We start from the raw sequence: 12,945 nt of genomic DNA, 5'->3' as shown, positions 1-12,945 counted from the left end.
AGCGACGGCAAACTATACCTCTCGCCAATCTTGGACTTGTTCAACCGAGAAATCGTCGCCTACGCCATGAGCCGCAATGCTAACAGCGAAATGGTGAAGGAAATGCTCGAAAAAGCCGCCCCCCGTCTGACTGATAAAGGAACAATGCTGCATTCCGACCAAGGCGTGCTGTACCGTACGGCGGGATATAGGGAATTGCTTGCGGAGCATTCCATGGTTCAAAGCATGTCGCGAAAGGCGAACTGTTGGGACAATGCGCCGATGGAAAGCTTCTTTGCGGTGTTGAAGACGGAGTGTTTCTATAACGCAGGTGAATTGACGGTGGACGAATTGATGAAACAGATAGATGATTATATGGATTACTACAACCGCGAGCGTTGCAGTTTGAAATTGAAAAAGCTGAGTCCTGTCGCATACAGAACCCGGCTTGCACAGAGCGCCTGAAAAGGCTTTTATGAATGTCCAAGATTTGGGGGCCAGTTCAGGTTTCAGACGACCTTTTAGCTTTCGCACCTATCGAACAATCCGATAGTATGCAGCCGCGTCAATCAATAACGACCCGGAACGGTTCCCATACGCTTTTTCAGCGAGGTTTGCGGCTCGTTGAACAAGGATGCGTAGTAGGTCGCGTTGGTCATGACTTTTTTGACGTAGTCGCGGGTTTCGGTGAAGGGGATGGTTTCGGCGTAAATCGCGCCTTCCAGAGGCGTAGAAGCCTGCCAGTTGCGTGCGCGGCCGGGACCGGCGTTGTAGCCTGCGGTTGCCATCACTTCGTTGTTTTGCAGGCGGCGTTTGGCGTCTGCCATGTACCAAGTACCCATGCGGATGTTGCCGTCCATGGTGTAGAGTTCGCTGCTGCTCATGCCGATTTTGCCGGCGATTTCGCGGGCGGTGGCGGGCATAACCTGCATCAGGCCTTGCGCGCCGACGCTCGATTGCGCGCCCATGACGAAGCGGCTTTCTTGGCGGATCAGGCCGTAAACCCAAGCAGGATCGACGCCTGCTTGTGAGGCGTAACGGACGGTGGTCTCTTTAAACGGAGAGAGGTAGCGCAGGTTGTAGTTGAGTTTGCGCTCGGTACGGTCGGCGCTGTTGATTGCCATGTCGTAGAACTGGTTCTCAAAGGCGACTTGCGCGGCGGTCAGGAGATTGTCCTCGTTGAAATCGCGGGTGGCAAAACGCCATTCAGCCTGTGCCTGACGGCGCATTTTGGCATCGTTGCTGCTTTGGCTGTTTTTAAACAGAACCAGCGCGCGTTTGATGGCACCGTCGTCTGCCATGCGGCGGACGTCTTTTTTATCGGCGTCGGAAACGTTGTTTTTGGTATTGACGCGGCGGCCGAGTTCTTCGCCTGCTAAGACGGCGTAGAAATTGCGTCCGCTTGCGGCGGCTTTTTCGTACATGTCTTTAGCGCGGCTTTGGTTGCCTTGTGCGGCGTAGCTTCGACCCAACCAGTATTGCCAAGTCGGGTCTTTTTGCAGCTTGTCGGGCATTTGTTGGATGATGCCGGACAATTCGTTCCAGCGTTGCAGACGCAGGGCGGCACGGGCGTACCATTCGAATTGCTCGTCGGTCAGTTGTTTGCGGTCAGAAACGCGGCCGTAGTAGCTCAACGCAGTCGACATGTTTTGGTTTTGCGCGTGGTGATGTCCCAATACGCCCCATGCGAAGCTGCTTTGTTCGCGACTCAAGCCGGATTCCATGCTTGACAGGGTAGAGGCTGCGGAAGAGGATTTGCGCGCGTCTTTGCCGATGACGTTCAAAAGGCTGTATTCGCGCGCACCTTGCGAGCCGCCTTCAAACGGGCTGCCCAATGCGGCTGCCAAGCTGCGTGCGTCGCTGGTTTGGCTGTTGCTCAACAATCCGCGCACGCGGCGCCATGCGTCGTTGCTGTTCAGACGACCTGCGGATGCCGCGCTTTCAACCAAGCGGGTGCAGCCCGCAGGCAGCTTGTTAGTAACGCGCACAAGCTCTGCCGCCATGTTGTAGCTGCCGCTGCTCAGTTCGGCATAACATTGCACTTCCTGCACCCGACCCGCCGCATTCAGCTTTTTGTTTTCTTGGCGGAACGTATCCAATTGTCCGCGCGCGCCGAGGCTTTTGAGCCATTCGTTGCGGACGTTTTCAGCCATCGCGCTGTCGCCTGCCTGCGCCAAGAATTGTTGTACCCACATATCGTCGCCGCGCTTGGCAGCATCCAGCGCGCCTTGATATTGACCGTAATCGGACAATACTTTGGATTCGCCTTCGGCTCGGCGGGCGGGGATGGAAGCGGGTTCGGTCAGGGAAGTATTAGGCTCTTTGGATGAAGATGTACTGTTTTCGGAGGCGCACGCCGACAAAATCGCGGCGGCAATCAGGCTGAGTGAGAGAGAAAATATGCGTTGTGCGTTCATTACGTACCGTATCTTTATTAGAATCAATTAGAACCGCATTTTAAACGATTTGGCGGCATTATCCGAATCTGAAACCGATATTTACATTAACCGCGCAATCAGGGGCAACAAAAAAGTCGTCTGAAAAAGCAGGATGGCTGTTTCAGACGACCTTTGGGCATGGGCAAAGTTTACATGCAGCCTTCGTTTTGCAGCAGGGTAAACAGGGGGACGCCGTTTTCGCGGATTTTGCTGCCGCCGATTAAGTCCGTAAACTCCAAAATCGCAGCCGCTTCAACGACTTCGCCGCCGAGTTTGCGGATTAATTCCACACCCGCCAGCATGGTGCCGCCGGTTGCGACCAAGTCATCGACCAGCAATACGCGCGCGCAGGGTTTGACCGCATCTTTGTGGATTTCGACCGTCGCTTCGCCGTACTCCAGCGCGTAGCTTTGCGAGATGGTATCAAAAGGCAGCTTGCCCTTTTTGCGGATGGGGACGAAGCCGACGTTCAACTGATATGCCAGCGCCGCGCCGATGATGAAGCCGCGTGCGTCCAAACCTGCCACGACATCGATTTTCTGACCCATATAGCGATAGACCAGCAAGTCCACCAGAAGGCGGAAATATTCCGCACTTTGCAGCACCGGTGTAATGTCGTGAAATAAAATGCCTTTTTGCGGCCAATTTTCGATTTTGCGGATTTTGTCCGCCAATGCAGCGACGCCCATCGCCTCAGGATGAACCAACATTTTGCGTGTTCCCAAATGAAAAGTTTTTAACACGATATTGTAGCCGTCAGACTGCCGGTTGCCAAATCCATCGGGGCTAAAAGGTCGTCTGAACATGAAATTACACGCCCCGTATGCTACAATCAACAGATAATCCCATCGGTACCAACATCATGAAACCCCATAAAAAAGGCAATATTTTCATCATCTCCGCCGCTTCCGGTACGGGCAAGACCACGCTGGTTTCCCGTCTTTTGAAAAACAACGGCGATTTGCGCGTCTCCGTATCGCACACCACCCGCCAGCCGCGCGAAGGCGAGCAGCACGGCGTTCATTATCATTTTGTTCCCAAAGAAGAATTTGAATCCTTAATTGAACAAAAAGCCTTCCTCGAGCACGCAAACGTTTTTGGCAATTATTACGGAACCAGCATCGCTGGGGTCAATTCCCTTAGCGAAGAGGGTTACGATGTGATTTTGGAAATCGACGTGCAAGGTGCGGCGCAGGTGCGCAAATCACTGCCTGAAGCCAGCAGCATCTTCATCCTGCCGCCTTCGTTCGAAGTCCTTGCCGAACGCCTTGTCGGGCGCGGCACCGACAGCGAGGAAGTTATCCAAACCCGCCTCTCCAAAGCACGTCACGAAATCGAACAATCCGTCCTGTTTGACTATATCGTCGTCAACGATGATTTAGACAGAGCGGAAGCCGATTTGCTTCACATCATCAAAGCAGGTCGTCTGAAAAAATCTTCCCAACAAGGATTTATCTCAAACCTGTTGGAAAATTCCTGAAAAACAGCGAAAATACGCATTTACATTCCATCACAAATTAATAGAAAGAAAGCAAACAAATGGCCCGTATCACCACTGAAGACTGCACAGGCAAAATCCCCAATCATTTCGACCTGACCCTCGTCGCCGCCCGCCGCGCGCGCCAGCTTGAAAACGGCAATGCCCCTATGGTTGACGACATCCGCAACAACAAACCGACCGTGACCGCCCTGCGCGAAATCGCCGCCGGTCAAATCGGTACCGAGCTGCTGACCCGCAATAAATAATACCGGCAGGCAAAATCTGCCCAACCGCCGCGCGGATTGTATCGGCGCGACACATCCGACCGATACAGTCTGACGGCTCAAAACAAAACACACACCGAAGGCCGTCTGAAATGCCCGCCCCCCAGCCCACTGCCCCTTACGACGCGCTGACTGCCGAAGCCCGCGAACTCTTGTTCCGCACCGCCTCCTATCTCAGCCCATCCGAACAGGCCGAGCTTGAAAAAGCCGTCGCCTACGCCTTTCACGCCCATGACGGGCAAACCCGTAAAAGCGGCGAACCCTACATTACCCACCCCCTTGCCGTCGCCACGCAACTTGCGTTGTGGCACATGGACATTCAAGGCTTGTGCGCGGGCGTGATGCACGACGTACTCGAAGACACGGGCGTATCCAAAATCGAAATGGCGGCAGAGTTCGGCGAAACCATCTCCGAGATGGTGGACGGGCTTTCCAAACTTGAAAAACTCAAATTTGAAGATCACGCCGAGCATCAGGCGGAAAGTTTCCGCAAGCTCATCCTCGCCATGACCAAAGACGTGCGCGTGATCGTCGTCAAACTCGCCGACCGCCTGCACAATATGCGCACGCTCGGCTCCATGCGTCCCGACAAACGCCGCCGCATCGCCAAAGAAACCCTCGAAATCTACGCCCAAATCGCCAACCGCCTAGGTTTGAACAACGCTTACCAAGAGCTTCAGGATTTATCGTTTCAAAACCTCCACCCGAGCCGCTACGAAACCCTCAAAAAAGCGATGGACAACAGCCGCAAAAACCGCCGCGACATCGTCGGCAAAGTTTTGCGTGCCTTCAGCCAGCGTTTGGTCGGCGTGAACATCGAAGCCAAAATCAAAGGCAGGGAAAAAAACCTGTACAGCATCCATCAGAAAATGTTAGCGAAAAAATTGCGCTTTGCCGAAGTCATGGACATTTACGGCTTCCGCGTCATCGTCAACAGCATTCCCGCCTGTTACGCCGCCCTAGGCGCGCTGCACAATCTCTATCAGCCCAAACCCGGACGTTTCAAAGACTACATCGCCATCCCCAAAAGCAACGGCTACCAAAGCCTGCACACGACCTTGGTCGGTCCTTACGGATTGCCCATTGAAGTACAAATCCGCACGCGTGAAATGGACGCCGTAGCCGAAGGCGGCATCGCCGGACACTGGATATACAAATCCGGCGAAAACACCGTCGATCAAGCCGTCCTACATACCAACCAATGGCTCAAAAACATCCTCGATTTGCAAGCCAGCAGCGCGAACGCCATCGAATTCCTCGAACACGTCAAAGTCGACCTGTTCCCCAACGAAGTCTATATCCTGACGCCTAAAGGCAAAATCCTCACGCTGCCCAAAGGCTCTACGCCCATAGACTTCGCCTACGCCGTCCACACCGACATCGGACACAAAACCGTCGCCGCCCGCATCAACAACACCATGATGCCCCTGCGTACCAAGCTCAAAACCGGCGATTCCGTCGAAATCATTACTTCCGAACACGCCAAGCCCAATCCGGCATGGCTGAATTTCACCGTTTCCAGCCGTGCGCGCAGCGCCATCCGCCAATACGTCAAAAACCTCAACCGCCACGACGCCATCGTCCTCGGCGAAAACCTCCTGCAAAAAGCCCTGTCCAGCCTATTGCCCAAAGACGTATTGCTTTCAGACGACCTCAAAGAAAAATACCTCGCCGACCTCAACGACAAACAAACCTCGTTTGAAGAAGTCCTCTACAACGTCGGCATGGGGCATACCCTGCCCGTGTACGTCGCCATGCACATCGCCGAACTGGCAGGGCAGCACTTCGGCAGCGAAGTCAAACTCAGCCCCATCAAAGTCAACGACCAAGAAACCGGCCGCATCCATTTTGCCGAATGTTGCCACCCCGTCCCGGGCGATTCCGTCCGCGCCCTTTTGGTCAAAGACAAAGGCATGATTATCCACCGCGATACCTGTCCGACCCTGCTCAAATCCGACCCCGAACAGCAGCTTGACGCGAACTGGGAAGGCATAGGCAGCCACACCTACTGCACCGGACTCAGCATCCAGTCCGAAGACTCCCACGGCCTGCTCGCCCTTATGGCGCAAGCCATTTCCAACTCCGGCGCAGACATCGAATCCGTCGAAACCCCCAACAAAGCGCTGGCAGGTACGGAAGGGTTTGTCGAATTCAAGTTCATCATCAAAGTGAAGGACTTGGCGCAAATCAACCAAATCATTCACAACCTGCACGCCATCCCCCAAGTGCGCAAAGTGGTCCGAAGCTAGGGAAGAAGGGCGGTAAAGCCGATACCGTTTTGCCGCCTGATAAGGTTTAAGTCTTCTTAAAATCAAAACAAAATCGGCAGGATGCGCGAATGCTACAAAGGTCGTCTGAAAACCATGTTTCCGGTTTTCAGACGACCTTTTTTAGCCTCTTTGTTTACCGTTCGGCGGCGCTGCTTCTTTCGGCTTGCTCTTCTGCCGCTTCATACGCTTCCACAATTTTCTGCACTAGCGGATGACGGACGACGTCTTCGCTGGTGAAGGTGTGGAAATAAAGCCCTTCCACGTCGCGCAGTTTTTCGCGGGCATCTTTCAGGCCGGATTTGATGTTGCGCGGGAGGTCGATTTGGCTGATGTCGCCGGTAATGACGGCTTTTGCGCCGAAGCCGATACGGGTCAGGAACATTTTCATTTGCTCGGGCGTGGTGTTTTGCGCTTCGTCCAGAATCACATACGCGCCGTTGAGCGTGCGGCCGCGCATGTAGGCGAGCGGGGCGATTTCGATCAAGCCTTTTTCCATCAGTTTGGTCACGCGGTCGAAGCCCATCAGATCGTAGAGCGCGTCGTAGAGCGGACGCAGGTAGGGGTCGACTTTTTGCGCCAAATCACCGGGCAGGAAGCCGAGTTTTTCGCCTGCTTCGACGGCGGGGCGGACGAGGACGATGCGTTCGATTTGGTGTTTTTCCATGGCATCGACGGCGGCGGCGACGGCGAGATAGGTTTTACCCGTACCGGCGGGCCCCAGCCCGAAGACGACGTCGTGGTTTAACAGCGCGCGGATGTAGCCGTTTTGGCGCGGGGTGCGCCCGCCTATGCTGCCGCGTTTGGTGCGGAAATAATATTGTTGGTCGTGGTGTTTTTCTTCGTGTTTGTCGTCGGCGGTTTTGGCTTCGACGGCGGCAAGGCGGATGGCGTTGTCGTCCAAATCGCCTTGTTCGGCGGCTTCGGCAAGCGCGAACAAGGCGCGGCGGCCGGCGTGGGCGAGTTCGCCCATGAAGGTGAAATGTTCGAAGCGGCGGCTGATTTGGATGTCGAGGGCTTTGCCCAGGGCTTCAAGATTGCCGTCGAGCGCGCCGCAGAGGCGTTGGAGGACGGTGTTGTCGATGTCTTCAAATTGAAGATGGACGGTATGGGTCATGTCTTGTTTCCATGATGGTTAAAGGTCGTCTGAAAGGTGCGGGATGCTTTTCAGACGACCTTTCGGTGTTATTTGTTTTGCGCTTGTTCGCGAAGTTCGCGTCGCAGGATTTTGCCGACGTTGGACTTGGGCAACTCGTCGCGGAACTCGATGTCTTTCGGCACTTTATAAGCCGTCAGCTCGGAGCGGCAGAATGCGATGAGTTCTTCTTTGGTCAGGCTCGGGTCTTTTTTGACGACGAAGACTTTGAGTGCTTCGCCTGTTTTTTCGTTGGGCACGCCGATACAGGCGACTTCCATGACTTTATCGTTGTGCGACACGACTTCTTCGATTTCGTTCGGATAAACGTTGAAGCCGGAAACGACGATAAGGTCTTTTTTGCGGTCAACCAGTTTCAGCCAGCCTTTTTCATCCATGACGGCGATGTCGCCGGTTTCCAAAAAGCCGCGCGAATCTATGGTTTTCGCGGTTTCTTCGGGACGGTTCCAGTAGCCTTGCATCACTTGCGGACCACGCACCCAAAGTTCGCCCGGCTGTCCGATAGGAACTTCTTTGCCATCCGCATCGCGCAATTCGACTTCGGTGGAGGGAACGGGCAATCCGATGCCGCCGCTGTATGCTTCGATATTGAGCGGGTTGCAGCACACGCCCGGGCTGGCTTCGGTCAAGCCGTAGGCTTCAACGATGGGCGTGCCGGTAATTTTTTTCCATTCTTCGGCGACGGCTTTTTGAGTCGCCATGCCGCCGCCCAAAGTCAGGCGCAGGTTGGAGAAATCGACGGTGGCAAAATCGGGTTGGTTGACCATGCCGTTAAACAAGGTGTTCACGCCGATGAAGACGCTGATGCTTTCTTTTTTAAGCTCGCCGATAAAGCCTTTCATATCGCGTGGGTTGGTAATCAGGATGATTTTGGAACCGGTATTGGCGAAAATCATCAGGTTCACCGTCAGGGCGAAGATGTGGTAAAGCGGCAGCGCGGCGATGACGGTTTCTTTGCCTTCGCGCAGTTGGAATTTAATCCATTCTTTCGCCTGAAGCATATTGGCGCAGATGTTGCCGTGGCTGAGGATTGCGCCTTTTGCCACGCCGGTTGTGCCGCCCGTGTATTGCAACAGCGCGGTATCTTCGCGGGTCAGGGTAACGGGGCGGAAGGTATGTGCCGCACCCTCTTTCAGGGTCGTCTGAAAAGGGATAGCGCCGGAAATGCGGTATTCGGGCACCATTTTTTTGATTTTGCGCAGCACGAAATTCATCAACGTGCCTTTGAAGAAACCGAACATTTCTCCGACAGAGGCGACGATGACGTGTTTGATTTGCGTACGCGGCAGCACCAGCTCCAGCGTGTTGGCAAAATTTTCCAAGACAATTATGGTGGTCGCGCCGCTGTCTTTCAACTGATGCTCCAGCTCGCGCGGGGTGTAGAGCGGATTGGTGTTTACCGCCACCAGCCCCGCCTGCAGGATGCCGAAAAGCGCAATCGGGTATTGCAGCAGGTTGGGCAGCATAATCGCCACGCGCTCGCCACGCGGCAGCTTCAGGACGTTTTGCAGATAGGAGGCGAAATCTTCCGCCAGCTTGCCGACTTCGGCGTAAGTGAGCGTTTTGCCCATGTTTTGAAACGCGGGTTGGTGCGCAAATTTTTCAACGCTTTGACGGAATACGTCGCTGATGGAGCTGTATTGCGTGATGTCGATTTCGGCATTGACGCCTTGTTCATAGCTGTTGAGCCAGAGTTTTTCCATATAAATCAGTCTTGTTTCGTTGGTTTTATGGTTGTCTTGAGGTCGTCTGAAAAGGCGTGAGCAAACCTGCCGCAGTAGTTTTCAGACGACCTTTTGTCTTTTCTAATCAAGCAGTAATAATGACGGGCTTGTCGGTGGACATGATAATGCCGCCGCCCAAGCAGACATCACCGTCGTACAGCACGGCGGATTGACCGGGCGTTACCGCCCATTGCGGTTCGTCGAACACCAGCTCGACTGTGTCATCATCGAGATAACACAATTCGCAGGGCGCGTCCGCCATGCGGTAGCGGGTTTTGCAGGTGTAGCGCCCTTCTTTCGGGCGTTCGGGCAGGGTGAAACTCAGATCGTTCATGACGAGGCTGCGGGTATAGAGCAGCGGATGGTCATGACCTTGCACGACGATGAGTTCGTTTTTCGTCAAATCCTTCGCGGCGACAAACCACGGTTCGCCCGCGCCGCCGATACCCAATCCTTTGCGCTGTCCAAGCGTGTAGAACATCAGCCCGACGTGTTCGCCGACGATTTTGCCTTCAGGCGTGACCATTTTGCCGTTGTTGGTCGGCAGGTATTTTTGCAGGAACTCGCGGAACGGACGTTCGCCGATGAAGCAGATGCCGGTACTGTCTTTTTTGGCGGCAGTCGGCAAATTGAATTCGGCGGCAAGGCGGCGGACTTCAGGTTTTTCCAAATCGCCCAACGGGAAAATCGCGCGCTCGAGTTGGAAAGGCTTGAGGCGGTAGAGGAAATAGCTTTGGTCTTTGTTTTGATCCAAACCTTTGAGCAGGTAATGCACGCCGTTTCGGACTTCTTTGCGCGCATAGTGTCCGGTGGCAATGGTATCCGCGCCCTGCTCTATGGCATAGTCCAAAAAGCATTTGAATTTGATTTCGGCGTTGCACAACACATCCGGATTCGGCGTGCGCCCCGCGCTGTATTCTTTGAGGAAATAAGCGAATACGTTGTCTTTGTATTGAGCGGCAAAATTGACGATATCGATGTCTATACCGATGATGTCGGCGACGGCAATAGCATCGAAAGAGTCTTGCTTGATGCTGCAATATTCGTCATTGTCGTCGTCCTCCCAGTTTTGCATAAACACACCGCGCACTTGATAACCCTGCTGTTTGAGCAAGGCGGCGGTTACGGAGGAATCGACACCGCCGGAGAGCCCGACGATGATGTTTGAAGGTTGTTGAGTAATGTCCATGAAGGGGATATGGGTAGGAAACAGCAGTTTTTAAAGGCGGATTTTAGCACATTTTGATGAAGGGATAAGGAAGGCCCTAAAAGAGAAATGGCGTTCGGATGAATTTCATACCGCAAGAAATGATTGAATTTGCTCAACCAAAATAACAAAAAGATCGTCTGAAAATATTCAGACGACCTTTTGAATTCAAACTATGAACGATTAGTGTTGATGCGTGCCACCGTGGTCATGACCGTGACCGTGATCCATGCCGGATTGCGGTGCGGTTTTCACTTCCAGTTGTACGGTTTGAGGTTTGGCATTTTTGAATTTCAGGGTAACAGGTACTTTTTCGCCTTCTTTCAGCGGTTTTTTCAGACCCATGAACATAACGTGGTAGCTGCCCGGTTTCAGTTCGGTTACGCCTTTTGCTTCCAGCGGGATGCCGCCTTTAACTTCGCGCATGCGCATTACGCCGTTGTCGTTGACATGGGTATGCACTTCAACGCGGTCGGCAACCGGGCTGCTGCCGCCGACCAAGAAGTCTTGTTTGGCTTCATCGTTGTGGATCTTCATGAACGCGCCGCCCATTTTCATGCCTTCGACAGTAGAACGCGCCCAACCGTCTTCAACGTGAACACCGGCTGCGGAAGCGGTGGATACCAAACCTACTGCGATCAGGGTTGCCAATAATTTTTTCATGTATTGCTCCTTTATGATGAAATGGGTGGTTTTGTTGCGGCAAAAGCTTTCCGCGCGACATTGCATGTCGGTAATACTGTTCTCATCCTACATGCAATGGTCGTCTGAATGCTTTGACTCAGATTAAACAAAATGATTCAAATTAATTCATGAGAATTAATACTTAGTAAGTATAAATCATCTTAAAGTAAATTCAAATATACCCGCGCCACAATGCGATCGCCCACACGATACCCAGCATCGTCAAAGCGAGCAATTGCGCGGCGGAACCGGCATCTTTGGCGCGTTTTGCCAACTCGTGTTTTTCAGTGGACGTGTGATCGACGGCAGCTTCGACGGCGGTGTTGAACAATTCGGTAATCAGCGAAACAAACGACGCGATAATCAGCAGCATTTTGGTCGCGGAGTCGAAATTGAGGATGAAGGTCAAGACAATCAAAATCAGGTTCAGCCACAATACTTGGCGGAACGCGCTTTCATAGCGGTAGGCGGCGGCAAGCCCGTCTTTGGAATAGCCGAATGCGTTGATGATGCGTTTGATGCCGCTTTTGCCTTTTTTATCGGCAGCGTAAGAAGATGGTTTCATAAGTAATGTTTGTATCAATATTTATATTTGTAAAAAGAGGCCGTCTGAAAACGAGCGCAGCGAGTTTCGCCAAAACGAGTGCAGCGAGTTTCGCTAAAACGGATTCGGGTTTCAGACGACCTTTTGGAATTATTGTTCAGACCAAGCTTCGACAGCGTCGGCAAACATCGCGGCAACGTCGAAGTTTTTTTGTTTCATGATTTCTTGGAAACCGGTCGGGCTGGTCACGTTGACTTCGGTCAGATTGCTGCCAATGACGTCCAAACCCGCAAGCAGAATGCCGCGGCGTTTGAGTTCAGGGGCGAGGGTTTCGGCGATTTCTCGGTCGCGTTCGCTCAATTCCTGCGCCACGCCGCGTCCGCCTGCCGCCAGATTGCCGCGTGTTTCGCCGTTTTGCGGAATACGCGCCAAAGCATAGGGAACGACTTCGCCACCGATAATCAGGATGCGTTTGTCGCCGTGAACGATTTCGGGGATGTAGCGTTGCGCCATGATAGTGCGGGAATCAAGCTGCATCAGGATTTCGAGGATGCTGCCGATATTGGGATCTTTTTCGGTCAGACGGAAAATGCCCATCCCGCCCATGCCGTCGAGCGGTTTGATGATGATGTCGCCGTGTTCTTTCAAAAATGCGCGGACATCTGCGGAACGGGTCGTGACCAACGTAGGTGCGGTGAACTGGCTGAAATTCAAAATCGCCAGTTTTTCATTGAAGTCGCGCATCGCCTGTCCGCTGTTAAAGACCTTCGCGCCCTGCTGCTCCGCCAGCGTCAGGAATTGGGTGGCGTAGAGATATTGCATATCGAACGGCGGGTCGGTGCGCATAATGACGGCATCGAAGTCTTTCAAGGTCGTCTGAATTTTGTCTGCCGCTTTAAACCATTCATGGTCATCATCGTTTTTCGCGCCGAGAAATTCAAACGGCGCAGCCTGAGCAGTCACCAGTCCCTGCTGTACGGACAATTCGCCGCTCAAAGTATGGAAAAGCTGCCAGCCGCGTTTTGCCATTTCGCGCATCATGGCGTAGGTGGTGTCTTTATAGGTTTTGAAACTTGCCATCGGATCGGCAATAAACAGGACTTTCATGGGAACTTCCTTATAAACAAACGACGTAATCATACCTTGTATTGAGGTCGTCTGAAAGGGCGCAGGCGGTTTGGC

At 53.3% G+C, this 12,945-nt stretch carries 12 protein-coding genes; 4 read left to right on the top strand and 8 right to left on the bottom strand.

Going from position 1 to position 12,945, the window contains the following annotated elements; genetic code table 11:
- A partial coding sequence (locus tag NSCA4_RS0100060) for an IS3 family transposase (RefSeq protein WP_016686263.1) occupies positions 1-444 on the top strand: 444 nt, incomplete at its 5' end.
- Positions 445-548: 104 nt separating this feature from the next.
- Here NSCA4_RS0100060 and NSCA4_RS0100055 read toward each other — a convergent pair.
- Positions 549-2,396 carry a lytic transglycosylase domain-containing protein gene (locus NSCA4_RS0100055; protein WP_016686262.1) on the bottom strand — a complete coding sequence of 616 codons (1,848 nt, stop codon included), beginning with the start codon at positions 2,394-2,396 and terminating at the stop codon, positions 549-551.
- 170 nt (positions 2,397-2,566) lie between these two features.
- Positions 2,567-3,127, bottom strand: a complete 561-nt coding sequence (locus tag NSCA4_RS0100050) for an adenine phosphoribosyltransferase (RefSeq protein ID WP_029609411.1) — start codon at positions 3,125-3,127, stop codon at positions 2,567-2,569.
- Between the two features lie 152 nt (positions 3,128-3,279).
- Here NSCA4_RS0100050 and gmk point away from each other — a divergent pair, with 152 nt between their 5' ends.
- From gmk to NSCA4_RS0100035, 3 genes are all read left to right on the top strand, one after another.
- Entirely contained in the window at positions 3,280-3,897 is a 618-nt protein-coding gene (gene gmk / locus NSCA4_RS0100045; RefSeq protein WP_029609410.1) for a guanylate kinase, read from the top strand.
- 59 nt (positions 3,898-3,956) lie between these two features.
- The gene (gene rpoZ / locus NSCA4_RS0100040; RefSeq protein WP_003740638.1) at positions 3,957-4,163 is read left to right on the top strand and encodes a DNA-directed RNA polymerase subunit omega; all 207 of its coding nucleotides are present in this window, start codon (positions 3,957-3,959) and stop codon (positions 4,161-4,163) included.
- Positions 4,164-4,273: 110 nt separating this feature from the next.
- On the top strand, positions 4,274-6,430 hold the full coding sequence (locus NSCA4_RS0100035) for a RelA/SpoT family protein (protein ID WP_016686259.1): 2,157 nt from the start codon (positions 4,274-4,276) through the stop codon (positions 6,428-6,430).
- A gap of 154 nt (positions 6,431-6,584) precedes the next feature.
- Here NSCA4_RS0100035 and NSCA4_RS0100030 read toward each other — a convergent pair whose 3' ends face one another.
- The 6 genes from NSCA4_RS0100030 to gshB all read right to left on the bottom strand — a co-directional run bounded on the left by NSCA4_RS0100030 (position 6,585) and on the right by gshB (position 12,870).
- A complete protein-coding gene (locus NSCA4_RS0100030) occupies positions 6,585-7,565 on the bottom strand; it encodes a PhoH family protein (RefSeq protein ID WP_016686258.1) in 981 nt (326 codons plus the stop codon).
- A gap of 68 nt (positions 7,566-7,633) precedes the next feature.
- Positions 7,634-9,307 (bottom strand): AMP-binding protein, encoded by a 1,674-nt coding sequence (locus tag NSCA4_RS0100025; protein ID WP_016686257.1) that lies wholly within the window; start codon positions 9,305-9,307, stop codon positions 7,634-7,636.
- Positions 9,308-9,413: 106 nt separating this feature from the next.
- Positions 9,414-10,517, bottom strand: coding sequence for a tRNA 2-thiouridine(34) synthase MnmA (mnmA, locus tag NSCA4_RS0100020; RefSeq protein WP_016686256.1), 1,104 nt, complete (start codon positions 10,515-10,517; stop codon positions 9,414-9,416).
- A 201-nt stretch (positions 10,518-10,718) separates the two neighbouring features.
- On the bottom strand, positions 10,719-11,198 hold the full coding sequence (locus NSCA4_RS0100015) for a copper chaperone PCu(A)C (RefSeq protein WP_016686255.1): 480 nt from the start codon (positions 11,196-11,198) through the stop codon (positions 10,719-10,721).
- Between the two features lie 193 nt (positions 11,199-11,391).
- The gene (locus NSCA4_RS0100010) at positions 11,392-11,784 is read right to left on the bottom strand and encodes a diacylglycerol kinase (protein WP_016686254.1); all 393 of its coding nucleotides are present in this window, start codon (positions 11,782-11,784) and stop codon (positions 11,392-11,394) included.
- 129 nt (positions 11,785-11,913) lie between these two features.
- Entirely contained in the window at positions 11,914-12,870 is a 957-nt protein-coding gene (gene gshB, locus NSCA4_RS0100005) for a glutathione synthase (RefSeq protein WP_016686253.1), read from the bottom strand.
- Positions 12,871-12,945: the final 75 nt, after the last annotated feature.

It is taken from the genome of Neisseria sicca 4320, from assembly GCF_000193735.1.
Classification (GTDB): Bacteria; Pseudomonadota; Gammaproteobacteria; order Burkholderiales; family Neisseriaceae; genus Neisseria; species Neisseria sicca_E.
The sequence above is the reverse complement of the archived record's forward strand: the minus strand, read 5'-3'. Positions and strand labels throughout refer to the sequence as shown.